24 protein-coding genes and 2 pseudogenes are annotated in these 23,786 nt (G+C 59.8%); 13 read left to right on the plus strand and 13 right to left on the minus strand.

The genetic code is table 11. The features are described 5' to 3' along the window. Positions 1-37 precede the first annotated feature (37 nt). Positions 38-478 (minus strand): hypothetical protein, encoded by a 441-nt coding sequence (locus GQ39_RS03930; RefSeq protein WP_047527466.1) that lies wholly within the window; start codon positions 476-478, stop codon positions 38-40. A gap of 210 nt (positions 479-688) precedes the next feature. Here GQ39_RS03930 and GQ39_RS03935 point away from each other — a divergent pair, with 210 nt between their 5' ends. Continuing rightward, complete coding sequence (locus GQ39_RS03935) at positions 689-1,312, plus strand: glutathione S-transferase N-terminal domain-containing protein (RefSeq protein WP_047527467.1); 624 nt, start codon at positions 689-691, stop codon at positions 1,310-1,312. A 65-nt stretch (positions 1,313-1,377) separates the two neighbouring features. Here GQ39_RS03935 and GQ39_RS03940 read toward each other — a convergent pair whose 3' ends face one another. After that, complete coding sequence (locus GQ39_RS03940) at positions 1,378-1,818, minus strand: CBS domain-containing protein (protein WP_047527469.1); 441 nt, start codon at positions 1,816-1,818, stop codon at positions 1,378-1,380. 289 nt (positions 1,819-2,107) lie between these two features. Between GQ39_RS03940 and GQ39_RS03945 the strand changes: the two genes are divergently transcribed. Beyond that, entirely contained in the window at positions 2,108-4,468 is a 2,361-nt protein-coding gene (locus GQ39_RS03945; RefSeq protein ID WP_161793921.1) for a DNA polymerase II, read from the plus strand. Here GQ39_RS03945 and GQ39_RS03950 read toward each other — a convergent pair. Together GQ39_RS03950 and GQ39_RS03955 are read right to left on the minus strand one after the other, a co-directional pair. After that, positions 4,433-4,903, minus strand: a complete 471-nt coding sequence (locus tag GQ39_RS03950) for a DUF1810 domain-containing protein (protein ID WP_047527471.1) — start codon at positions 4,901-4,903, stop codon at positions 4,433-4,435. The two genes, GQ39_RS03945 and GQ39_RS03950, sit on opposite strands and share 36 nt — an antisense overlap. A gap of 29 nt (positions 4,904-4,932) precedes the next feature. After that, complete coding sequence (locus GQ39_RS03955) at positions 4,933-5,754, minus strand: aldo/keto reductase (protein WP_047527472.1); 822 nt, start codon at positions 5,752-5,754, stop codon at positions 4,933-4,935. A gap of 201 nt (positions 5,755-5,955) precedes the next feature. Here GQ39_RS03955 and GQ39_RS03960 point away from each other — a divergent pair, with 201 nt between their 5' ends. Next, a complete protein-coding gene (locus GQ39_RS03960) occupies positions 5,956-6,705 on the plus strand; it encodes a hypothetical protein (protein ID WP_047527473.1) in 750 nt (249 codons plus the stop codon). A gap of 133 nt (positions 6,706-6,838) precedes the next feature. Then, positions 6,839-7,624 carry a sulfite exporter TauE/SafE family protein gene (locus tag GQ39_RS03965; protein ID WP_047527475.1) on the plus strand — a complete coding sequence of 262 codons (786 nt, stop codon included), beginning with the start codon at positions 6,839-6,841 and terminating at the stop codon, positions 7,622-7,624. Positions 7,625-7,643: 19 nt separating this feature from the next. Here GQ39_RS03965 and GQ39_RS03970 read toward each other — a convergent pair whose 3' ends face one another. After that, the gene (locus GQ39_RS03970) at positions 7,644-8,012 is read right to left on the minus strand and encodes a VOC family protein (protein WP_047538424.1); all 369 of its coding nucleotides are present in this window, start codon (positions 8,010-8,012) and stop codon (positions 7,644-7,646) included. A 180-nt stretch (positions 8,013-8,192) separates the two neighbouring features. On the opposite strand from GQ39_RS03970, the gene GQ39_RS03975 reads away from it, so the two are divergent. Then, positions 8,193-8,753 (plus strand): DUF4174 domain-containing protein, encoded by a 561-nt coding sequence (locus tag GQ39_RS03975; protein ID WP_047527476.1) that lies wholly within the window; start codon positions 8,193-8,195, stop codon positions 8,751-8,753. Between the two features lie 163 nt (positions 8,754-8,916). On the opposite strand, the gene ampC is transcribed toward GQ39_RS03975, so the two are convergent. The 3 genes from ampC to GQ39_RS03990 all read right to left on the minus strand — a co-directional run bounded on the left by ampC (position 8,917) and on the right by GQ39_RS03990 (position 12,913). Beyond that, positions 8,917-10,056, minus strand: a complete 1,140-nt coding sequence (gene ampC, locus GQ39_RS03980) for a class C beta-lactamase (protein ID WP_047527477.1) — start codon at positions 10,054-10,056, stop codon at positions 8,917-8,919. A 130-nt stretch (positions 10,057-10,186) separates the two neighbouring features. Further along, a complete protein-coding gene (gene gudD / locus GQ39_RS03985; protein WP_047527478.1) occupies positions 10,187-11,530 on the minus strand; it encodes a glucarate dehydratase in 1,344 nt (447 codons plus the stop codon). Positions 11,531-11,566: 36 nt separating this feature from the next. Continuing rightward, positions 11,567-12,913: an MFS transporter gene (locus GQ39_RS03990; protein WP_047527479.1), complete on the minus strand. Its 1,347-nt coding sequence runs from the start codon at positions 12,911-12,913 to the stop codon at positions 11,567-11,569. A gap of 281 nt (positions 12,914-13,194) precedes the next feature. Here GQ39_RS03990 and GQ39_RS03995 point away from each other — a divergent pair, with 281 nt between their 5' ends. Next, positions 13,195-13,911, plus strand: a complete 717-nt coding sequence (locus GQ39_RS03995) for a FadR/GntR family transcriptional regulator (RefSeq protein ID WP_047527482.1) — start codon at positions 13,195-13,197, stop codon at positions 13,909-13,911. 62 nt (positions 13,912-13,973) lie between these two features. Here the strand turns inward: GQ39_RS03995 and GQ39_RS04000 are convergent, their stop codons facing one another. Further along, positions 13,974-14,882, minus strand: a complete 909-nt coding sequence (locus GQ39_RS04000) for a DMT family transporter (protein WP_047527484.1) — start codon at positions 14,880-14,882, stop codon at positions 13,974-13,976. A 96-nt stretch (positions 14,883-14,978) separates the two neighbouring features. Between GQ39_RS04000 and GQ39_RS04005 the strand changes: the two are divergent. Beyond that, positions 14,979-15,841 (plus strand): annotated as a pseudogene (locus GQ39_RS04005) (LysR family transcriptional regulator). Between the two features lie 29 nt (positions 15,842-15,870). Here GQ39_RS04005 and trhP read toward each other — a convergent pair. After that, positions 15,871-17,196, minus strand: coding sequence for a prephenate-dependent tRNA uridine(34) hydroxylase TrhP (trhP, locus tag GQ39_RS04010; protein WP_047527487.1), 1,326 nt, complete (start codon positions 17,194-17,196; stop codon positions 15,871-15,873). A gap of 163 nt (positions 17,197-17,359) precedes the next feature. Here trhP and GQ39_RS04015 point away from each other — a divergent pair, with 163 nt between their 5' ends. Beyond that, entirely contained in the window at positions 17,360-18,421 is a 1,062-nt protein-coding gene (locus tag GQ39_RS04015; protein ID WP_047527488.1) for an AI-2E family transporter, read from the plus strand. Here GQ39_RS04015 and GQ39_RS04020 read toward each other — a convergent pair. Together GQ39_RS04020 and GQ39_RS04025 are read right to left on the minus strand one after the other, a co-directional pair. Continuing rightward, positions 18,418-18,609: a hypothetical protein gene (locus GQ39_RS04020; protein ID WP_047538427.1), complete on the minus strand. Its 192-nt coding sequence runs from the start codon at positions 18,607-18,609 to the stop codon at positions 18,418-18,420. The genes GQ39_RS04015 and GQ39_RS04020 overlap by 4 nt on opposite strands. A gap of 200 nt (positions 18,610-18,809) precedes the next feature. Continuing rightward, positions 18,810-19,202 (minus strand): hypothetical protein, encoded by a 393-nt coding sequence (locus GQ39_RS04025; RefSeq protein WP_047527489.1) that lies wholly within the window; start codon positions 19,200-19,202, stop codon positions 18,810-18,812. A gap of 245 nt (positions 19,203-19,447) precedes the next feature. Between GQ39_RS04025 and GQ39_RS04030 the strand changes: the two genes are divergently transcribed. Both GQ39_RS04030 and GQ39_RS04035 read left to right on the plus strand, forming a co-directional pair. Then, the gene (locus GQ39_RS04030; protein ID WP_047527491.1) at positions 19,448-20,266 is read left to right on the plus strand and encodes a shikimate 5-dehydrogenase; all 819 of its coding nucleotides are present in this window, start codon (positions 19,448-19,450) and stop codon (positions 20,264-20,266) included. A gap of 41 nt (positions 20,267-20,307) precedes the next feature. Further along, a pseudogene (locus GQ39_RS04035) lies at positions 20,308-20,635 on the plus strand (hypothetical protein). Between the two features lie 154 nt (positions 20,636-20,789). Here the strand turns inward: GQ39_RS04035 and GQ39_RS04040 are convergent. Beyond that, positions 20,790-21,437 carry a YceH family protein gene (locus tag GQ39_RS04040; protein WP_047527494.1) on the minus strand — a complete coding sequence of 216 codons (648 nt, stop codon included), beginning with the start codon at positions 21,435-21,437 and terminating at the stop codon, positions 20,790-20,792. Between the two features lie 309 nt (positions 21,438-21,746). On the opposite strand from GQ39_RS04040, the gene GQ39_RS04045 reads away from it, so the two are divergent. From GQ39_RS04045 to GQ39_RS04055, 3 genes are read left to right on the plus strand one after another with little or no spacing between them, the layout of a single operon-like run. After that, positions 21,747-22,724, plus strand: coding sequence for an NAD-dependent epimerase/dehydratase family protein (locus GQ39_RS04045; protein WP_047527496.1), 978 nt, complete (start codon positions 21,747-21,749; stop codon positions 22,722-22,724). Positions 22,725-22,770: 46 nt separating this feature from the next. After that, complete coding sequence (locus GQ39_RS04050) at positions 22,771-23,511, plus strand: glycosyltransferase family 2 protein (protein ID WP_047527499.1); 741 nt, start codon at positions 22,771-22,773, stop codon at positions 23,509-23,511. Then, a complete protein-coding gene (locus tag GQ39_RS04055; RefSeq protein ID WP_047527501.1) occupies positions 23,508-23,786 on the plus strand; it encodes a lipid-A-disaccharide synthase N-terminal domain-containing protein in 279 nt (92 codons plus the stop codon). Before GQ39_RS04050 ends, GQ39_RS04055 begins: the two co-directional genes overlap by 4 nt.

Raw genomic sequence — 23,786 nt, forward strand, 5'->3', positions numbered from 1 at the left:
CGGTTTTTTTGTCGAGGACTGCGGTAAAGCCATTCATTCAAGCGATGTGGTTGCTGTTCAGACGATCGGAACCATCGGCAGCGACGGTGTTGCCTTGCAGGCGATCCGAGCCATCGGCAGCGACGGTGTTGCCTTGCAGGCGATCCGAGCCATCGGCAGCAACGGTGTTGCCTTGCAGGCGGTCCGAGCCATCGGCAGCGACGGTGTTGCCTTGCAGGCGATCCGAGCCATCGGCAGCAACGGTGTTGCCTTGCAGGCGGTCCGAGCCATCGGCGGCGACGGTGTTGCCTTGCAGGCGGTCGGAGCCATCAGCGGCCACCCGATTCTGGATCAGGCGATCGGAGCCACCTTCCGCCACGCGACTTTCAATCAAGCGATCCGAGCCGCCTTCGGCGACGACAGGTTGAGCAGAGGTAGCGGCGAAAGCGTTCACTGCAAAAACCGAGAAAGCGATGCTGAGAAGAGTCTGGCGTTTCATGGTGGTGTGCTCCGGGTCTTATTGGGTGGGTATGGAGCAGATGTTACGCCGCACAATTTTTATGAGAACTTCATTGGCATGATGGTGAACATCGACGGGATTGATAGGGCCAGCGGCATACCCCTGGCGGGCGTGATGATGCAGTCGTCGGATGGCTCCAGCGCGGTCAAGGGCGGCTTCTACACTGGATAGCGTCGCAAGGAGGTGTTTATGTATCAGCTCTACGGTCATCAGAATTCGGGCGCAGCCGCCATAGAGGCGGCACTGGAACTGTGTGAGATCCCTTATCGCTTCATCGACGTCGAGTCGTCTTCGCAGGCCGCTTTGGCGTTGGAGAAGCTCAACCCGCTCAAGCAGATTCCGACCCTGCAATTGCCCGACGGCAGCGTCCTCACCGAAAGCGCGGCGATCCTGATTCACCTCGGGCTGACGTTTCCCGAGTCGAATCTGCTGCCGGACAACCCGGCTGATCGTGATCAGGCCATCCGTGGTCTGGCGTACATCGTCAGCAATTGCTATACGGCCATCGGTATCATCGACTACCCCGAACGCTGGTTGGCCGAGGCAGATGAATCGTCTCGGCAAAACCTGATAGCGGGCGCCCGTGCACGGTTGCATTGGAGTTGGGAGGTGTTTGCCGATCAGTTTTCCGGCGAGCTGTATCTGGGAGACGAGACGCCGGGAGCACTGGATGTGCTGGCGGCGGTGATCAGCCGATGGTCAGGCAGCCGCGAACATTTGCGCGCTGCCCGACCGGGGTTTTACGCCTGGCTGGAACGCATCGACCGACACCCGACGCTGGCGCCGGTGTTCGCCCGGCATTGGCCGGCCTGAGCACTGGAAAACAAGAGCGGGAGCGAGCAAGCTCGCTCCCACAGGGGATGGGTGGTGTGTTTGAGTTATTCCCCGCGAATGTACTGTTCCAGCTGACGAATCAGTTCCGCCTGTTCCGCGATGGCCTCCTTGACCAGGTCGCCAATCGACAGCAAGCCGATCAATTTGCCGTCCTCCACCACCGGCAAGTGGCGCAGGCGTTTGTCGGACATGATGCCCAGGCAGGTATCGACGGTTTGATGGGTGTCCACGGTAATTACCGGTGAAACCATGATGTCGCGTACCGGCGTACCCACCGAAGAACGCCCGTGCAGCACCAGTTTACGTGCGTAGTCACGCTCACTGATGATGCCCAGCACTTCGTCATTCTCCACCACCAGCAAGGCGCCGACGTTTTTCTCTGCCATCTTCATCAGCGCTTCCAGCACCATATGACCAGGTTTGATCTGGTGCACTTCCTGATTCTTCTGATCTTTCAACTTGAGTAGTTGCGCGACGGTTTTCATGGCGGTTTCTCGGGTGTTGTCGTTGTTATTGAAGAATCGTAGACGCCGGCGCGCAGGGCAAGAGAGAAAGCGGCAGATAAACGGCAAAAAACGTCATTCGCTGGTTTTTCTTCGGTAATCCCCGGATTCCTGCCCGGCAAAATACCCGTGGGAGCGGGCTTGCCCGCGATGAGGTCAAATCAGTCGACATCCATGTTGAATGTCAGGCCGCCGGCGCGAGCAAGCTCACTCCCACAGGTTCATGGTGGCGTAGAATCACCAACCTGAATCAATGTTGAGGTTTTCAGTGGTGGATTTACCGCAGGGCTTTGTCCTGACCCGGCATTGGCGCGATACACCGACCGGTACGCAAGTCGAGTTCTGGCTGGCGACCGACAACGGTCCCCGGCGCATTCGCCTGCCTCATCAGCCATCGGTGGCGTTTATTCCGGCCAGCCAGCGCGAGCAGGCCGAGGCACTGCTGAACGACGAAAAAAATGTCGAACTGCGGGAATTGGCCTTGCGGGATTTCGAGCACCGTCCGGTGCTGGGGCTGTATTGCTCGCAGCACGGACAATTGATGCGCCTGGAAACGGCCCTGCGCAGGGCCGGGGTCGAAGTGTATGAAGCTGACGTACGCCCGCCGGAACGCTACATGATGGAGCGGTTCATCACCGCCCCTGTGCGCTTTGGCGGTACGCCGGATGCCGAGGGCCTGTTGCTCGACGCACAGATGAAACCCGATCCGCACTATCGGCCAAGCCTCAAGCTGGTGTCCCTGGACATCGAAACCACCGCCCAGGGCGAGTTGTACTCCATCGCCCTGGAGGGCTGCGGCGAGCGGCAGGTGTACATGCTCGGCCCACCCAATGGCGATGACAGCGAGGTGGATTTCCAGCTCGAATACTGCGACTCGCGCACCCTGTTGCTGAAAAAGCTCAACGACTGGTTCGCCCGGCACGATCCCGACGCGATCATTGGCTGGAACGTCGTGCAGTTCGATCTGCGGGTGTTGCATAAACACGCCAGGCAACTGGGCGTGCCGCTGAAGCTGGGGCGTGGTGGCGAAGAGATGCAGTGGCGCGAACACGGCAACGGCAACCATTATTTTGCCTCCGCTGCCGGCCGGCTGATCATCGACGGCATCGAGGCGCTGCGTTCGGCGACCTGGAGTTTTCCGTCGTTCAGCCTGGAAAACGTCGCGCAAACCCTGCTGGGCGAAGGCAAGTCGATCGACAATCCGTACCAGCGCATGGACGAAATCAATCGCATGTTCGCCGAGGACAAACCGGCGCTGGCCAGGTACAACCTCAAGGACTGCGAACTGGTCACCCGAATTTTCGCCCACACCCAACTGCTGACCTTTTTGCTGGAACGGGCCAGCGTCACCGGGTTGCCGGTGGATCGCATGGGCGGCTCAGTGGCGGCGTTCACCCACCTCTACATGCCGTTGATGCACCGCCAGGGCTTCGTCGCGCCAAACCTCGGTGGGCGCCCGCCGCAAGCCAGCCCCGGCGGGTTTGTCATGGACTCGCAACCGGGCCTGTACGAGTCGGTGCTGGTGTTCGACTACAAAAGCCTTTACCCATCGATCATCCGCACGTTCCTCATCGACCCGGTGGGCTTGATCGAAGGGCTCAAGCATCCCGAGGACAGCGAGTCGGTGCCAGGTTTCCGGGGGGCACGTTTTTCCAGAACCCGGCATTGCCTGCCCGCCATCGTGGCCCGGGTCGCCGAAGGCCGGGAAACCGCCAAGCGCGAGCACAACGCGCCGCTGTCCCAGGCACTGAAGATCATCATGAACGCCTTCTACGGTGTGCTCGGCTCCAGTGGTTGCCGGTTTTTCGATACACGCCTGGCGTCGTCCATCACCCTGCGCGGGCACGAGATCATGCTGCGCACCCGTCAGTTGATCGAAGACCAGGGTCATACGGTGATTTATGGCGATACCGATTCCACTTTCGTCTGGCTGCGCCGCGCCCACGGCCAACAGGAAGCGGCACAGATCGGCGAAGCGCTGGTGAAGCACGTCAACCAGTGGTGGCGCGAGCATGTGCGGCAGGCATATGGCCTGGAAAGCGCGCTCGAACTGCAGTTCGAAACCCACTACAAACGTTTTCTGATGCCGACCATTCGCGGAGCGGAGGAGGGCAGCAAGAAGCGTTATGCGGGGTTGGTGACGCGCGCCGATGGCACGGACGAGATGGTCTACAAAGGACTGGAAACCGTGCGCACTGATTGGTCGCCGCTGGCCCGCCAGTTCCAGCAGGAGCTGTACCTGCGCATCTTCAATCGCAAACCCTATCAGGATTACGTGCGCGACTATGTGCGCAAGACCCTGGCCGGAGCGTTCGACGAGCGCTTGATCTACCGCAAGCGCCTGCGCCGAACCCTCGATGATTATCAACGCAACGTGCCGCCCCATGTACGGGCAGCGCGTATCGCCGATGACTACAACGACCGGCAGGGGCGTCCCCGCCAGTACCAGAACGGTGGCTGGATCAGTTACGTAATCACCGTCGCCGGCCCTGAACCACTGGAGATCCGCAGCGCGCCCATCGATTACGAGCATTACGTCAGCAAGCAATTGCAGCCTGTGGCCGACGCGATCCTTCCGTTCGTCGACGACGATTTTTCAACCCTGATTGGTGGGCAACTGGGCCTGTTTTGAGTCCATCAGCGACAACGTCCAGTCATCCAGAATGCCGTGGAAGTATTGATTCAGGGCTTGATGGAACAGGCTGTCATCAGGTGCGACCTGGGCGAACAGCGTCATCGACGAATGAAATTTCAGGTCATCGGGATGGCCGAAGATGTCCCTCACCGAGCGCTGCTGGATGTTCAGCACCTCTTGGGTGCACGTGCGCAGCCGCGCGCCCAGCAATGGGTGCTCGAGATAGGCTCGGGCTTCTTCGCGCGAACCGATCGCGAAGCGTTTGGACATGTCGCTGCCACCCAGCCCGGCAAACTGCGGAAAGATGAACCACATCCAGTGGCTACGCTTGCGGCCGGCCTTCAATTCGGCCTGAGCCCGGTCGAACACCGGGTCCTGCGCCTGAATGAAGCGCTGCAGGTTAAAGGTGTCCAGCCGATCGGTGCTTCTCATGCGCAAGTCCTCTGACAGACTGCGATGGCTCAGACCATGGCCAACCGCTGTTTGCGTTGTGGCGCACGAAACGCTTGGTCCAGCGCCTTCAGATCCCCAGGTTCAAGCACTAACTGCGCCGCGCGTGCGTTGAGTTGCACATGCTCGGGCCGTACCGCCTTGGGGATGGCAATCACCCCGTCCTGGCGCAAAAGCCATGCCAGCGCCACCTGGGCAGGCGTGGCATCGTGACGGGCGGCCACTTGCCGGAGCGTGGCGTTGCCCAGCATGTTCCCGCCCTGGCCAATGGGGCAGTAGGCCATGACCGGCATCCTGCGCTGCTGACACCAGGGCAGTAAATCAAATTCTATGCCGCGCTCTTCCAGGTTATAGAGCACTTGATTGGTGGCGCAGGCCGGCGCGGCCAGTTCCTGCAAATCATCGACGTCGAAGTTGGACACGCCCCAGCGACCGATCTTGCCTGCCGCGCGCAGTCGCTCGAAGGCCTCGACCGTTTCCTCCAGAGGGTACTGGCCGCGCCAATGCAGCAGGTACAGATCGATATGGTCGGTGTTCAGGCGCCGCAGACTGCGTTCGCAGGCCTGGGGAATGCCTTGGCGGCTGGCGTTGTGCGGGTAGACCTTGCTGACCAGAAACACCTCGTCGCGCCGGCCGGCGATGGCTTCGCCCACCACTTCCTCGGCGCCACCCTCGGCGTACATTTCGGCGGTGTCGATCAGGGTCATGCCCGACTCGATCCCCAGGCGCAACGCCGCGACCTCTTCGTTGTGCCGGGAGTGGTCCTCGCCCATGTGCCAGGTGCCCTGGCCGATGACCGGTACGCTGACGCCGGCCAATTCGAGAGTACGCATGCAAATCTCCTGTAAACACCCAAGCCATATTGCTATTGGCACTCAGCATAGCTTTCGGGTTCCGCGCTTAGATCAAAAGATCGCAACTTGCCGGTGATCGATTGGTGACGGCATGACTGCACTTTTCTGAAATCAACCGCTCTACTTTTGGGCAGCCTGCGGCGATCCCCTCTGCCGGCCCATGCCCAAGTTCAAGAACCCATGGCTCGAGCGTTACCTTTCAGTACCCCCTCAATCCGCCGCCGTTGCCTGATGCTGCTAGGCCTGTCGACGTTCCTCGTCACCGGATGCAGCCATCAGGATGGTAACGACCTCTTGACTCAATTGCGCGAAGGCAAACCCCAGGAATTTCTGCAAACCAGTGTCGACCGCATGGCCACCCTGACCATGCGCGACAACCTCGACAGCCTCTATCTGCTGATGAGCAAGCTGTACCTGCGCAACCCCGACGAGCTGAAAAAATCCGGCTTCCTTGACGCGCGCAGCGCCGGCAAGCAAGTACGCTTGGCGATCGAGCAGCAGCAGCCGCTGCCAACGCTTGGCGGTAAAAAGGACCTCGCGGCGCTACGGTTTGCCATGAGTCCGGAGTTCCTTGGCGACCGGGTCGGTGCGTTCATCTATGCCATCGGCAGCATGCTGGTCACCGCCCACGGCAATCGCCTGGAGTTCTACATGACGGACGCGATCAACCCGACGTTCGTCAGCAACGCTGCACGCAACATCGAGATTGCGACCTGGATCCTGAGTCAGCGGCAAAACAAAAACGGCGAACCCATGCTGTTTTCCAACGAAATCTCGGAGGAGGGCAGCAACCTGAGTTTTGCCGTGGAGTTCGGCAAAATAGTCGCGCGCCTGGATTTGCTGACGCAGATGCTGGACGAGCGCTACCGGCGCATCGGCCTCAACTACGCCCAGAGCCTGTTGTTCCTGAATTTCCTGCCGGTGCAATAGAACGGCGGTGACTTTCCAACAAGGGTGATAGTGCATGTAGGGAATAAAGATAGATCGCATCGATATAAGTGGTTATAAGAAAAATCGCTATGCTGCGGGCCAGATTTTCCCTGCAGTCTTTGTGGACGTATCGATGGATTTAGTGAATATCGGGTTGGTCGTAGCCGGGCTGGTGGTCGGCTTCATCGTCGGCATGACGGGCGTGGGCGGCGGGTCGTTGATGACACCGATCCTGCTGTGGTTCGGCATCAACCCGGCAACGGCGGTGGGCACCGATTTGCTGTACGCGGCCATCACCAAATCCAGTGGCGTGCTGGTTCATAAAAAGAACGACAACATTGACTGGGCCATCACCGGCTGGTTGACGCTGGGCAGTGTGCCAGCAGTGGCGTTGACCCTGTGGTTCCTCAGCAGTTTGCACAGCGCCCCCGAGGCGATGAACGCCATCATCAAGCAGGCGTTGGGTTTTGTCCTGTTCGCCACGGCGCTGGCGATCCTGTTCAAGAAGCGCCTGCTCGATTTCGCCCACAAGCGTGCCGGCGGCAACTACAACCCCAGCGGTACGCGGTTGAATGTCCTGACGGTCGTTACCGGTCTGGTGCTCGGCACCATGGTCGCGCTGACCTCCATCGGCGCTGGCGCGCTGGGCACCGTGGCGCTGTTCATTCTCTATCCGCTGCTGCCGACCCGCCGCCTGGTCGGCACGGAAATCGCTCACGCCGTGCCACTGACCCTGGTCGCCGGTCTTGGCCATGCGAGCATGGGCAACATGGACTGGCATGTACTGGGTTACTTGCTGGTCGGTTCGCTGCCGGGGATTTACCTGGGCAGCCATCTAACCGGCCGCATCTCCGATGAAGTGCTGCGCCCTTGCCTGGCGACGATGCTGGTGCTGATCGGTTACAAACTGGTGTTTTGATTCGCCACGGGGCGCAGCGTCACTCACGGGTGAATATTTCCAGCAGATGCCCGTCCGGGTCATCGAAATACACCCGTCGCCCCCCCGCAAACTCATTGATCTCCTTCGGCCGTTGTTTACCAGGGTCAGCCCACCACTGCTGACCATGGGCCAGAAGGCGCGCAAAGACCTCGTCGAAATCATCCTCGCCAATCAAGAACGCATAGTGCTGTGACGCGATCGGCGGGTCATTGTCGTAGAAGTCCAGTGACACGCCGTTGTCGAACTTGACGACCAGCATCGGGCCAAAGGGCTGCGGGGCGGGCAAGCCGAGAAGGTCTGCGAGGAAGTTGGCCGATAGTTGCTTGTCGCGGCACCAGACAATGGTGTGATTCAACTGAGCGCTCATGCAGTGGTCCTCACGGCGGATCAGGTGGGTTTCCATGAATCTTGAGTTTAGCCCGGCCTGTTGCGCTTCGACCGCCCTGACCTAAGCTTTGGACAAGGCGAACAACATTTGCGGAGCGTCACCCGGAACGATCGCCGCGATGCGCAATCATTAGAGCGTGGATATCAAAAGGAGATGCGCATGCTCATCAGGTCACTGACCCTGGCTACCCTGCTGGCAGTTGCCGGTCCCTTGTTCGCCGCTGATGGCGACTCACCGCTGGACATGGACAAGGGCAGGTCCCGGCCACTGATTGTCATCGCTCCCAGTACGGTCGACCCGACGTGGGTCAGCCTGAAAAAGTCGCTGGAAGAGCCGGATAACAAAAAGGGGTTCACCGAGCGAAACCTGGTGTTGTACACGGTGCTCAATCTGATGGGCCAGCGCGATGGCAAAGACCTCGGGCCGCAGGACACGGCAGCGTTGATTCGTTCACTCAAACTGGGTGCCGGAGCCAAGACCAAGGTGATTCTGGTGGGCAAGGACGGCGAAAAGAAGCTTGAACAGTCCGGACCTGTCGAGCTGAAAGAGGTGTTCGCCGCTGTCGATCAGTTGCCGGCGGCCGAGAAGGAAACGCCAGCACCCACGGTAGCGCCGGCAGCCGAACCGGAGCCGACCGCCAAGGGCGCAAAAGGCACAAAATCCGGTAAGCCGGCCAAACCAGCCAAGCCCGCCAAACCAGCGGAAATGCCGGATGATTGAGGGGTTTCAGCCATAGCCCTCGTCGAGCTATGAAGCGGCGCTACATGTGGCATTGGCGTTATTCCAGATCGACTTCATAGGCAGGTTGTGCGACTGCTGCGCAGCCGAACGGGGCGGTGCGGCGTCCCACAAGCCCCCTCGCCACAGAGGCACTACCCTCGGTTCACTGGCTCAGTGCACTCAAAATCTGGTGAGCGATCTTGACCCGCTCCGCAATCGGGTAGTTTTTGTTGGCCAGGATCACGATGCCGATGTCCTTCGACGGCACAAACAGGGCATAGGCGCCGAAGCCACCGGTCGACCCGGTTTTGTTCAGCAGCAGGTTTTCCGGTTGCGGCTGAGGCGGGTTGAGCCACTGGACCTTGTGCGCCTCCATGGCCATCTGTGGCGAGTTGCCCGCCAGCAATTGATCCAGGGTGACCGGGTACTGATAGAGCTCCCATCCCAGGCCCTGGGTCATCTCGCCGACGCGGTAGTAGCCGGTGTGGGTGAGGGCGATTGCCTGTTGCAGCGGTTTTTCCAGCGAGCTCGGTTGCAGGTTCGCTTGCACATAGCCGATCAGGTCCGAGGTGCTGGTTTTCACCCCGTAAGCCTCGGAGTCCAGCGCGCCAGGCCCCACGCGTACGGGCTTGTCGTCCTTGTTGTAGCCCTGCGCGTATAGATTCATCTGTGCCTGGGGGACGTTGAGGTAGGTGTGTTTGAGGCCGAGTTTGGGCAGCAGCGTGTTGTCCATCAGTTCATCGAATGGCTGGCCCATGCTTTGGGCCGCGAGGTAGCCGAATAAACCGAGGCTCGGATTCGAATACAGCCGGTGGGTACCAGCGGCGTAGGTCGGTTGCCATTGTTTGAAATAGCCGAGCATCTTGTCCGCCGAGTCGGCGGCGGTGGGGAATTGCAGCGGCAGGCCGCCCGCGGTGTAGGTGCCCAGTTGCAGCACGCTGATGTGATCGAACGCACTGCCGCGCAATGCGGGCCACACCTGGCTGGCCTTGTCGGACAGCGACAACTTGCCGCTGGCCTGGGCGTAGGCGGCGAGGGTGGCGGTGAAGGTTTTGCTCAGGGAGCCGATTTCGAACAGGGTGTTTTCAGTGACCGGTTGCGCGCTTTCTTTCGATGCTACCCCGTAGTTGAAGTAGTGCGGCGTGCCGTTGACGGTCACCGCCACAGCCATTCCGGGTATGCCCTGGGCTTGCATGACCGGGCGCACGGCGGTATTCACCAGCGTCTCCATTTGATCCTGTGCGAGGCATTGGCCAGCCGCGAGCGCCGCCACGCAAACCGCGAAAGTTTTCAGTCTGTCCATGTGGGTGTCGTCCGTCATCGATTCAGTTGCGCGTCATGTTAGGGGGTTAATTGCTCCGTTCCGAATGGTTTTTGGGCCCTGCCGACCATAGGCGGCAGGGCGGGTCGTTGGAGGGCATGCATCCGCTAAATCAACGCACCAGGCTCGGCCGCTTGTTATCGAATGTCCACCCCGGAATCAGAAACTGCATCGCGACGCTGTCATCCCGCGCACCCAGCCCCATGCCCTTGTAGAGTTCATGGGCCTTGACCACCTGATCCATATCCAGCTCGATGCCCAGCCCGGGTTTCTGCGGCACCTGCACGCAGCCCTCGACGATTTGCAGTGGGGCTTTGGTCAGGCGTTGGCCGTCCTGCCAGATCCAGTGGGTGTCGATCGCCGTGATTTCACCCGGTGCGGCCGCCGCGACATGGGTGAACATCGCCAGGGAAATATCGAAATGGTTGTTGGAGTGCGAGCCCCAGGTCAGGCCCCATTCATGGCACATCTGGGCCACGCGCACCGAGCCCTGCAGGGTCCAGAAGTGCGGGTCCGCCAGCGGGATGTCCACCGATTGCAACTGGATCGCGTGGCCCATTTCCCTCCAGTCGGTGGCAATCATGTTGGTCGCGGTCTTCAGGCCCGTGGCGCGGCGGAACTCAGCCATGACTTCGCGTCCCGAGTAACCGTTTTCCGCGCCGCAGGGGTCTTCGGCGTAAGCCAGTACCTTGTGCTGGTCGCGGCACAAGCGAATGGCCTCTTTGAGGGACCAGGCACCATTCGGATCGAGGGTGATGCGTGCGTCAGGGAAGCGTTCGGCCAGGGCCGTCACCGCTTCGATTTCAGCATCGCCGCTGAGTACGCCGCCCTTGAGCTTGAAATCCTTGAAGCCGTACTTCGAATGAGCTGCTTCGGCCAGGCGCACCACGGCGTCGGTGGTCATGGCTTTTTCGTGACGCACCTGGAACCAGTCATTGTCGGCATCCGGCTCGCTACGGTAGGCAAGATCGGTTTGCTGGCGGTCACCGACATAAAACAGATAGCCGAGCATTTTCACTTCATCACGCTGCTGGCCTTCGCCGAGCAGGGCGGCGACGGGTACGTCCAGATGCTGACCGAGCAGATCGAGCAGCGCCGCCTCCAGCCCCGTGACGGCGTGGATGGTAATGCGCAGGTCGAAGGTCTGCAGGCCACGACCGCCGGCGTCGCGGTCGGCGAAGGTCTGGCGCACTTGATTGAGAACCTTCTGGTAGGTGCCGATCGGGCTGCCGACCACCAGGCTGCGGGCGTCTTCGAGGGTCTGGCGAATGCGCTCGCCACCCGGTACTTCGCCGACGCCGGTGTGGCCGGCGTTGTCCTTGAGGATCACGATGTTGCGGGTAAAAAACGGCCCGTGGGCGCCGCTCAGGTTGAGCAGCATGCCATCGTGGCCAGCCACCGGAACAACTTGCATGCTGGTGATGATCGGGGCGTTGGCGGTTTCTTGCAGGGTCATGTTCTTATCCTTTTAAGCCGTGTTCTTGAAAAGTCATCAGGCGTGGTGGGCCGCCGGTTTGGCCGTTGTGGTGATGGAAGCGGCTTTGGGTGTGTTGCGTGCGGCAAAGACGATGATCGCGGCGATGATCGACGTCGCGGCCAGGCCGTACAGGCCGCCCTGAATGGAGCCGGTGCGTTCTTCCAGCAGGCCGAAGGTGGTCGGCGCAACGAACCCGCCGAGGTTGCCCACCGAGTTGATCAACGCGATGACGCCAGCGGCGATTCGGGCATCCAGATAGGCCTGGGGGATCGGCCAGAACAGCGATGACGCCGATTTGAAACCCAGTGCGGCGAAGCAGATTGCGACAAAGGCGAAGACCGGCCCGCCGGTGGTGGACATGAACATCCCGGCGGCGGCGATCAACAGAGCGGCGGCGACCCATGCTTGCTGGTGTTTCCATTTGGCCGACAGCGAGGCAAAGGCGTACATGCCGACAATCGACAGCAGCCACGGAATCGAGTTGAACATCCCGACCTGGACGTCGCTCAAGTCGCCCATTTTTTTGATGATGCTCGGCAGCCAGAAGGTGGCGGCGTAGATGGTCAGTTGAATGAAGAAGTAGATCAGGCAGAACAGGATGATCTGGCGGTCCTTGAGCAGTTTGCCCAGGGACGGTTTGATCGGCGTCGCGGCTTCTCGGGCCAGTTGTTCGTCATCGATGGCCTGGACCAGTGCGTCCTGCTCTTCGCGGGTCAGCCATTTCGCGTCGTGGGGCCTGGAGTCAAGCCAGAACCAGACAAACACGCACAGCCCGACCGAAAACATTCCTTCAATGAAGTACATCCACTGCCAGCCGTGCATCCCGAAGCCGTTGATTTGCAGGAGCAACCCGGACAGCGGGCCGGAAATCAGCGACGCAACCGCCGAGCCGCTGAGGAAAATGGCGATGGCCTTGCCGCGCTCCACACCGGGCAACCAACGAGTGAAGTAGTAGATCACGCCAGGGAAAAACCCGGCTTCGGCCACACCCAACAGAAAACGCAGGACGTAGAAGTGGGTTTCGGTCTGGATAAACGCCATGCCTGCCGCGACCAGGCCCCAGGTCAGCATGATGCGGGTCAGCCAGAGGCGAGCGCCGACTTTCTGCAGAAGGATGTTGGAGGGCACCTCGAACAGTGCGTAGCCGATGAAGAACAGACCGGCGCCCAGGCCGTAGGCGGCAGCGCCAATACCCAGGTCGTGTTCCATGTGGGCGCGGACGAAGCCGATGTTCACGCGGTCAATGTAATTGACGATGAACATGATCACGAACAGCGGCAAGACGTGACGTTTGACTTTCGAGATGGCGGACTTGAGCACCGAATCGGCGCCATCGTCCATGGCTGATATGGATGTTTTCACTGCGTTTTCTCCCACTCGTTATTTTTATGCGGGGTGCGGCTGGGTGCTGCGTTGTTGATAGACATCATACAACTGCATTTTTTTATACTGCAATAGCTTTTCCCGAATAAAACGGCGCTATAACAGCTATTTTTATTCCTTGGTCGGTGGTTTTTAGCGGATTGATTGGAGGTTATTCGACTGGTTGTTGAGTGTTGTCATACAAGTTGAGTGGTGTTTTCTTGAGTTTTCAGGCGATCGCAGTGCTACGATTGCGCTAGTTCTGCTTTTGGATGAGTGTCATGCAAGAAGATCTCGATGCACCTGCCCGCAAGCGCAGCCACAACCTGGCCCATGACCTGGTGGCCAAGCTGACCCAGAGCATCCTGCTCGGGCAGATGTTGCCTGGCGCAAAGCTGCCGTCGGAGAACACGATTGTTCAGGAGCACGGTGTCAGTCGTACCGTGGTGCGGGAGGCGATTTCGAAGTTGCAGGCATCCGGCCTGGTGGAGACCCGGCACGGCATCGGCACCTTTGTGCTGGAGCGTGCGCCCGAACAGGGCTTGCGACTGAATGTCGATACGGCGCTGGGGGTGCGCAGCATTCTGGAATTGCGCATGGGCCTGGAAACCCAGGCCGCCGCACTGGCCGCCATTCGCCGCAGCGATCAACAGTTGGCGCAGATGCGCGAGGCGCTCGACGACTATCAGCGTCTGCTGGCCAACAATGACAGTTGTGTGGAAGCGGATCGGCGCTTCCACCTGCTGATCGCCGAAGCCACGGGCAATGTGTGCTTCACCGAGATCATGCAGCATCTGGGTAGCGCCATGATTCCGCGAACCCGGGTCAACGCCGCCGAGCGCGGCGCAGTGGACCTGAGCAAACTCGGCGAACTGGCCAACCTCGAACATGAGGCAATTCTCAACGCCATCAAGCGCCAGGACCCGGACGCGGCGCGGGCAGCGATGTGGCTGCATTTGACCAACAGTCGCGACCGTTTTTCGCCTGCCGGCAGTTGATCGTGGTGCCGCCGCCCCTCTGTGGGAGCGAGCAAGCTCGTTCTCACAGGGATCTTCAGTGTTCAGGCATTGGCCACTTGAACGACCACTCGCCGCTCCAGATTCAGCGCCAACACGCTGATCAACACCACAACCGCTCCAACCCCAACCATCAGCGTCGGCCTTTCACCCAGTGCAAACGACGCAATGGCCATCGCCGTCGGCGGTACCAGATACAGCGCCATCGTCGCCCGACTCAAATCCACATGTGCCAATACATAGGCCCAGGCCAGATACGCCAAGGCACTGGGGAATATCCCCAGGGCAAACACTGCCAGCTGCACGCGCAGCGGCGCCACGGCGACCTGCTCCACAAGGCCGGGCAGAAAAACCAGTAACAGTAACGTCCCGGACCAGACCGTGTAACAGACCAGGGTCAACCCGTCATAACGCCCGGTGTGATGCTTTTGCAGGGCGAAATACAGACTCCAGGACAGCGCCGCCAGCAGGATCAGCAAGCCGTGGGCGTCGATGCTGCCGAGGCCATGATCGCCCGCCACCACAATCAACACGCCGAGCAGGCCTAATAAAACGCAGCCCCAGCGCCAGAGGCTGACCCGGTCCTTGAACGCGAAGCGCGCGAGCAAGGTGCTGAACAGCGGCGTGGTTTGTGCCAGCACACTGGAAGCGCCAGCGCTGACGCCTTGCTGGCCGACGTTGATCGCCACGTGATGCAGGCTGACCGCAAAGAAACCCAGCCCGAACAGCAGTGGAACATCGCGCAGCCCGGGCAGGCGAATGCCTCTGCACAATGCGACCACGGCCATGAACACCGATGCCAGCAGGAAACGCAAAAGCGCCAGATGCACGGGGTCGTAGGCGAGCAAGCCGATATGGATGCCGGTCGGGGAATACCCCCAGCAGGTCACGACAAACGCCATGGCCAGGATGATCTTCAAGGGCGAAACGGAGGAGTGTGTGAGCGGCTTCATGGTCATGCACCGGTAGGCAGGTGCTCTGAGTATCTGAACCCGAACCATTCGCCACAACTGACTTATAATGTGTTAACCGTTCACTTTGGGTGATGTATGGAGCTGGCACAGATTCGCATGTTCAAGACCGTTGCCGAAATGGGCAGCATCGCCCGTGCGGCAGACGTGCTGCATTGCGTGCCGTCGAACATCACGGCGCGGATCAAGTCGCTGGAGGCGGAGTTGGGTGTCGCGTTGTTTTTGCGCGAGGGGCGCGGGCTGCGCATCAGTCCGTCGGGTCAGACCTTTCTGGCCTACGCCTCGAAAATCCTGGCGTTGACCGCGGAGGCGAAACGAGCGGTGGACCCCGCGGCCGAGCCCTCCGGGCCGTTGCGCATCGGCGCCATCGAGTCCTCGGCCACCGGTCGCTTGCCGCGACTGCTGGCCAAATTCCACAAGCGCTTCCCGCAAGTGGCGCTGGAACTGACCACGGGCACCTGGGGCCAGTTGCTGGATGACACGCTAAATCATCGGCTTGACGGTGCGATCGTCGCGGTGGATGTCGAGCGCTCGCACCTCAAGCGCACGCCGATGTACCGCGAAGACCTGTTGCTGATTGCCTCGACATCGCTGGGGCCAGTGCGTGACATGGGGGATCTGCATGACAAGACCGTCTTTATGTGGCCCCAGGGTTGTCCGTATCGGGCGGCGCTGGAACATTGGTTGTTGCGTCAGGGCAGGCGTTGCCGATTGTCAGCCTGGCCAGTTACGGCGCGATTGTCGGGTGCGTCAGCGCCGGGGCCGGCGTGGCGCTGGTACCCAAGGGTGTGTTCGATCAATACGCCAAGGGCGCGGGGTGCGTGGGTTACGAGTTTCCCGAGCTGACGGCGATCGAGAACTTGTTCTACTGGCATGAAAACGCCGGGGTGCACCCGGCGCGAGAGGCGTTCGTGGCAATGTTGCGCGAGGAATTTGCTTAAGCGAACTGGTAGCCGTGAACGCGGATTGATCAGCTCGTGCGCACATCCCGCATCAACAACCCGAAACTCAAATCCACCGCATCCGGAATCGGCAGGTACACCGTATGCCCATCCCCCGGCGCGACCTCGATCGCTTCACCCCGGATGTTGTGCAATTGATGCAGATCGAAGTGGAAGTTGCCCTTGGGTGTCATCAACTCCATGTGATCGCCCAGGCCAAACCGATTCTTCACCTTCACTTCCGCCAACCGCTCACGTCGCTCGCCGGTCAGTTCACCGACGAACTGTTGCTGCTCCGACACCGAGCTGCCGTTCTGGTAGTTCTGGTACTCGTCATGCACATGCCGACGCAGAAAGCCTTCGGTGTAGCCGCGCTGAGCAAGGGATTCGAGGTCGGTCATCAGGCTGCGGTCGAAATCGCGGCCGGCCACGGCATCATCGATGGCCCGTCGGTAGACCTGGGTGGTCCGCGCACAATAGAAATGCGATTTGGTCCGGCCTTCGATTTTCAATGAGTGCACACCCATCTGCGTCAGGCGCTCGACATGCTGTACGGCGCGCAGGTCCTTGGCATTCATGATGTAAGTGCCATGCTCGTCTTCGAAGGCGGGCATCAGTTCGTCGGGGCGATTGGCCTCTTGCAGCAGGAACACCTGCTCGGTGGGTGCGCCGAGACCCAGGGTCGGTTCCGGCTGAAACTGCTGGACGATCTCGCCAAGCGTGTTTTCGGTGGCCTCCTGCGCCGAGTACTTCCAGCGGCAGGCGTTGGTGCAACTGCCTTGATTGGCGTCGCGCTTGTTCAGGTAGCCCGACAGCAGGCAGCGGCCCGAATAGGCCATGCACAGCGCACCGTGCACGAATACCTCCAGTTCCATGGCGGGAACCTGTTGGCGGATTTCGGCGATTTCTTCCAGAGACAGTTCCCGCGAGAGGATGATCCGGCTCAAGCCCTGCTGCTGCCAGAACTCGACACTGGCCCAGTTCACCGTATTGGCTTGTACCGAGAGGTGAATCGGCATCTGCGGGAAGTGCCGGCGCACCAGCATGATCAGGCCGGGGTCGGACATGATCAACGCGTCCGGCGCCATGGCGATCACGGGTTCCAGATCCTTGAGGAACGTCTTGAGCTTGGCGTTGTGCGGCGCGATGTTCACCACCACGTAGAAGCGCTTGCCCTGGGCCTGCGCTTCACGAATGCCGACGGCCAGGTTGGCGTGATCGAATTCGTTATTGCGCACGCGCAAGCTGTAGCGTGGCTGGCCCGCGTACACGGCATCGGCGCCGTAGGCGAAGGCATAACGCATGTTTTTCAAGGTGCCGGCGGGGGCGAGCAGTTCCGGAGCAATCTGGTTCATGGTGGGATCGATCGCAAAAGCCGCCGAGCGTATACGCCTTGCTCGGAAGGTTTATTGATCTGGATCTATGCTTGATGAAAAAAACGATGGCACTCGCGCGAGCCATGGTGGCCTAAGCATCAGGGCGCAACATTGCGTTCCGGCGGACTGACATGGATCGGACATGAACGAAGAGACATTACAAGACAAGTCACTGACGGTGTTGTTGGGGCTGGTGAGCATCGCCTTCATCTGGATTCTGTTGCCGTTCTACGGCGCGGTGTTCTGGGCAGTGATCCTCGGCATCCTGTTTGCGCCATTGCAGCGTCGGTTGCAATTGAAGTTTGGCTGGCAGCGCAACGTCACGTCGTTGCTGACGCTGAGTGTTTGTCTGGTGATCGCGATCCTGCCGGTGATCATCCTTGGTGCCTTGCTGGTTCAGGAGGGGGCGGCGCTCTACAACAGAATCGAAAGCGGCGAGTTGGACATTGCAGGCTATGTGACGCACTTCAAACACAGCCTGCCGCCGTACTTTCAGCACTTGCTCGATCGGTTCGGGGTCGGCGAGCTGAACGGCCTGCGGGAGAAAATCATCAAGAGCGCGGTGACGGGCAATGAGTTTGTCGCCACGCAGGTCTTCAGTTTTGGTCAGGGCACTTTCGATTTTGTGGTGGGTTTTTTCATCATGCTCTACTTGCTGTTCTTCTTTCTGCGGGACGGTGCCGAACTGGCGCGCAAGGTTCGCTCCGCCGTACCGCTGCAGGAACACCAGAAACGTCGTCTGCAACTCAAATTCAACCGCGTGGTGCGGGCCACGGTGAAGGGCAATCTGCTGGTGGCGATCACACAAGGCGCATTGGGTGGTTTGATTTTCTGGTTTCTGGACATCCCGAGCGCGTTGCTCTGGGCCGTGTTGATGGCGTTTCTGTCCCTGTTGCCAGCGGTGGGGGCGGGTATTGTCTGGGCGCCGGTGGCGGCATTTTTCCTGTTCACCGGGGCGATCTGGCAGGGCGTGGTATTGGGGTTGTTCGGGGTTTTTGTGATCGGACTGGTGGACAACGTGCTGCGACCGATCCTCGTGGGCAAGGACACCAAGATGCCGGACTATCTGATCCTGATCTCGACCCTGGGCGGCCTGGCGATTTTCGGCCTCAACGGTTTTGTGATCGGTCCACTGATTGCCGCGCTGTTCATGTCGAGCTGGGCGATCTTCATCGAAACCAAACCGCGGGTTCAGCTGCCTTAAGCGCTGAATTTGCCCGTCTGGCCAGTGCCGATACGCTCAGACAATGCCTGGGCGGCCGGCAGCGAAGTGAGCGGGCCGCTGATCTGTTCGCCGTCCTGTACCAGGTACCAGCAGGCGAGTAATCCCAGCTCTCTGAGAGGGGCGGGAACGGCACTGCCGATAACGGACATAATCTGAACCTGAGACATCATCAGTACCTCCAGCGATCTATGGAGATACCTTACGGGGCGGGCGTTTTTTCGGACAATCACCGTTTTCGATAGTGGTCATTGACGCCAGTGGGTGCAAATGACCGTTTCTCGGTCACCGCACCTTTCAATGTTCCTGCTGGCCGGCGATCGCGTTTTTGAACGCGTCATCGCCAGCAAGCGGGCCCCTGCGGACTGTGTCAGTAGTGACCGTAATGCGGGCCATAGTAACCACGCGGAGGGCCGTAGTAACCATGGGGAGGTCCGTAGTAACCACGGGGAGGTCCGTAGTAGACCGGCGCCGGGCGGTAGTAGATCGGTTGCTGCACATAGACCGGAGCCGGCTGGTAGTAAACCGGTGGCGGTGGTGCGACATACACCGGTGCGGGTTGGGCGTAGACCGGCTGTGCATAAACGGGTTGTGGCTCGACATACACCGGCCGGTTGGCGTTGATCAGGGCCGAGCCGACGATGGCCGTACCGACGATCGCTCCAAATACCGCCGCGTCATTACCTCCACCATGGGCTTGCGCCTGTCCTGCGATAGCGAGCGCGCCGATCAGCAAGGCTACTGTGGGGATTTTACGGATCATGATAATTCCTCGGTTCTTCGCCCCGGCGCTTGCGTCTGCAATAGACCCAAGGATCGTCGCGGGGATACTTCTAAGACAGCGCTTTTTTGATAATCAGCACAGCCGTTAGGTAAATTTTGTGTAAGGTCTGTACCGGCCTGCTTACGGTCGCCCGATACCATGCGCAGGCCCTGGAATATGATTGATCAGAACACCCAGGACTGGCCAAGCCCGTCCATCTGAAAGTGCAATGCAAGGAGATTCACATGCAGATGAACCCCAACAGAGACACCCAGCTGTGCATGTCCCTCTCCGGACGCCCCGGTAACTTTGGCCTGCGATTTCACAACCATCTGTATGAACAACTGGGGCTGAATTTCTACTACAAAGCCTTCAGCAGTCACGACTTGCCGGGCGCTGTCGGCGGTATTCGTGCCTTGGGCATTCGCGGCTGCGGCGTGTCGATGCCGTTCAAGGAAGCCTGCATTGCGCTGGTCGATGAGTTGGACGCGTCCGCCGCCGCCATTCAATCGATCAACACCATCGTCAATACCGACGGTCATCTCAAGGCCTATAACACCGATTACATGGCGGTTGCCCAGCTGCTGGAAACCCACGCAGTGCCCAAGGACACCACCTTTGCCCTGCGCGGCAGCGGCGGAATGGCCAAGGCGGTGGCCAGTGCCTTGCGCGATGGCGGTTACACAAACGGCCTGATCGTGGCCCGCAACGAGCGCGCAGGCCGGGCCCTGGCTGAGTCCCTGGGTTATCCATGGCAAGCGGAATTGGGGGAGAGACGGCCGCAAATGCTGATCAATGTCACGCCGGTCGGTATGGATGGCGGCCCGGAGGCCGGGCAGTTGGCGTACGAAACCGAGGTCATTGCGGCTGCTGATATCGTCTTCGATGTGGTGGCGATTCCCTCGGAAACGCCGCTGATCGTGCGTGGTCGTGCCGAGGGCAAGCAAGTGATCACCGGACTGGAGGTGATCGCGCTCCAGGCGTTGGAGCAATTCGTGCTTTATACCGGTGTGCGGCCGACGGATGAGCAATTTCAGCAAGCGGTGGCGTTTGCGCGCAGTTGAAGGTCTTTTGCCTGCCTTAAAACCAGATCAAGGAGGTATCCATGCATCCCCCCATTCTCAACCTGAATCAGGTCGAACTCGAGCCCTTGCCCCAAGCCTTGGCGCCCACCGGTGAAACCGCTGGCCGCTATCGGCAACGCATGGCCCGCGTGGGTCAGTAGCTGGGGGCTCAAAAGCTCGGTTATCGCCTGTACGTGCTGGAACCGGGGGGCGGTCAGCACCCAGCAGTCACCGGAGATTTGCGAATATCCGGACTCCGGCAAGTATGCGGTGATGGATGACTTCAAGGTCGATGCCCAGGGTAACGCCTCCGGGTTTGTCGCGGTTGCCCGGCAGGCGGATGGGGTGGATTACTGGGACGGGGAATGAACGGCTCCGAGATCGAGTCGGCGATGGTGTATTTGTGGCGAGCGAGCTTGCTCCGGGCGGCGTTCCGACAAGCTCCCTCGCCACAGGTACAGTGTTCGTCCTGAACTGAACAGCATGACCCTCGCCACGGGATTTGTTGTTCAGCTAATTATGGTTACTCAAGGCGCGCCAAACGCTCTTCCAGTGCCGCAATCCGCGCCTCGAGCTCTTCGATCCGCTCAACCGAAACAGCGCTGCCACCACCACGTTCGACCGGGTTCTGCCGCGCCGCGAGAATCGCGTCGATGTCCGCCGGGTCGCCCAAGGCATGCATATACCGGTCTTCCCGCTGTCCGGCCTGGCGCGGAATCAGCAGGGCCAGGCCACGGGCAATCAAGCGTTCAAGCTGATGCACCACCTGGTCGGTATCTTCGAAGTCATGCATGCGGCCGCTGCGGGTCAGCAGCTCATTGACCGTTTGTGGGCCACGCAGGAACAACAGTCCCGCCAGCACCACCTGAGCCGGTACCAGTTCCAGTGCCTTGTCGACCCTGTGCTCCCAGCGATCCGCACGGCTGCCCATCACCAGTTTGGTGAAGCCGCGTCCCTCAAGGGCGCGCAAGCTTTGACCGACCTGGCCCTGGGTCAGGTTCATCACCGGTTCACGGCTGGTCTTCTGGTTGCAGGCGATCATCAGCGCATTGAGGGTAAGCGGGTAGGTTTCCGGGCTGGTGGCCTGTTTTTCGATCAGAGAGCCCAGAATACGGATTTCCGTGCTGTTGAGTCGCGGCTCGTCATAGGTCGTCTCTTGCTCGGTGATCATGGTTCTGCGTCCTTACCCGGTTCAGGTTTTCACTTGCGTGGATGCACTTTAGATTGGTGTGCGTCAATGGCAATAGTATTTGCGAACTATCTGGGCTGTTTAATGAGGCTTTAACGCAATACTAACGATTTTTTTACAATTGGATGGGCACCGTATGCGGGGCCATGGACAGGATGTCCTTGAAGTGGGGGATTTACACGTTTCTTGCATCGACAATGTCATCGGCCTTAAGCAATGGAAGATGGAGCAAGGCATGAAGTTGATGTTGGTATCAGCCAAACAAGATGTGCTCAATAGCACACGATTCGCATGACTATTTTGATTACCGGCGCTGCCGGATTCATTGGGTTTCACACCGCCCGGCGTCTATGTCTGGACGGCCATGAAGTGGTTGGCATCGACAACCTCAATGACTATTACGACGTCACGCTCAAGCGCGCACGACTCAAGGAACTGGAGTGCTTGCCGGGCTTTCGTTTCGAGAAAATGGACATTGTCGATAAGCCGGCGTTGATGGCGTTGTTTCGCGATCATCCGTTTACCGAAGTGGTGCATCTGGCCGCACAAGCCGGCGTACGCTATTCGCTGGACAATCCCGATATCTACGCGCAATCGAATCTGGTGGGTTTCCTCAATGTGCTGGAAGCCTGCCGACACCACAGTCCCGCGCATTTGATCTACGCTTCCAGCAGCTCGGTGTACGGCAGCAACAGCAAAATGCCGTTCAGTGTCGAGGACGCGGTCGATCATCCCATTTCCTTGTATGCCGCGACCAAGCGCGCCAATGAGCTGCTGGCCGAGAGTTATTGCCATCTGTACGGATTGAAGGCCAGTGGGCTGCGTTTCTTTACGGTTTACGGACCGTGGGGGCGGCCGGACATGGCGCTGTTCAAGTTTACCGAGGCGATGCTCAAAGGCCGGCCGATCGATATCTATAATCAGGGCCAGATGGCACGGGACTTCACGTACATCGACGACATCGTCGAGAGCGTTGCCCGATTGCGCACACGACCACCGGTATCGACCGGGGCGGGAGAAGGTGTCAACCGGTTGTTCAATATCGGTCGCGGCCAGCCAGTGGCGCTGCTGGAGTTCATTGACTGCCTGGAAGCGGCGCTGGGGATGCAGGCGCAACGTAACTATCTACCGCTGCAGGCTGGCGATGTGGTCAAGACCTGGGCCGACGTGTCGGCCCTGGCAGAGTGGGTCGATTTCAGTCCGCAGGTGCCGGTTGGCACCGGCGTCGGGGAGTTTGTGAAGTGGTATCGCCAGTTCTATCAGTTATGAACCATTCTCCCTTGAAAATAAAAGAGCAAGGCAAAAGAGCGCCTCTATGAGCAATGACATTTTTGTATCGGTACTGATCCCTGCGAAGAACGAAGCGAACAATCTCAAGCCCTTGCTTGAGGAGGTCCGCGTGGCGCTGGCGGATGAGTCTTATGAAATCATCGTCGTCGACGATGGCAGTACCGATGCGACCTTGCACGAACTGCAGCAGGCCAAAAACAATGGTCTGAGCCAGTTACGCATCCTGCATCATGATCGCTCGCTGGGCCAAAGCACGTCGCTGTACCACGCGGCACAGGCCGCTCGCGGGCAGTGGCTGGCCACGCTCGATGGCGATGGGCAGAATGACCCGGCAGACATCCCGGGCATGTTGGCACTGGTGCGTAACCCGCGTGGCAGTGGCGACTTGCAGCTGGTGGCGGGGCACCGGGTCAACCGCCGCGACACCGCGAGCAAGCGCTGGGCTTCGCGTTTCGCCAATGGCCTGCGCAGCCGCCTGCTCAAGGACGCCACGCCCGACACTGGCTGTGGCTTGAAACTGATTCAACGCGCGGCGTTTTTGCGCCTGCCGTACTTCGATCATATGCATCGGTACATTCCAGCGCTGATCCAGCGCCACAATGGCAAGATGGTCGTCCATCCCGTCAACCACCGGCACCGCACCGCCGGCGTGTCCAAGTACGGCAATATCGACCGCGCCCTTGTCGGCATTCTCGACCTCTTCGGGGTGTGGTGGTTGATCAAGCGTACTCGCCTGAATACTCAGGCTCGGGAGGTTCAGGAATGAACCTTTCCCGCGAATCCTTGTGGTTGGTGGTCGGCTTTGCCGGCCAGATCGCGTTCACCGGCCGTTTCGTCCTGCAGTGGCTGTACAGCGAATACAAAAAACGCAGCGTGATCCCGACCAGCTTCTGGTACCTGAGTATCGTCGGCAGTGCCCTGCTGCTGATGTATGCCATTTACCGGCAGGACCCGGTGTTCATTGCCGGCCAGGCTTTTGGCTTTATTGTTTATCTGCGCAACCTGCAACTGATTGCAAAAAGCAAAAACCTCAAGGAGTAA

It is taken from the genome of Pseudomonas sp. 11/12A, assembly GCF_000800055.1.
In the GTDB taxonomy this organism is placed as follows: domain Bacteria; phylum Pseudomonadota; class Gammaproteobacteria; order Pseudomonadales; family Pseudomonadaceae; genus Aquipseudomonas; species Aquipseudomonas mohnii.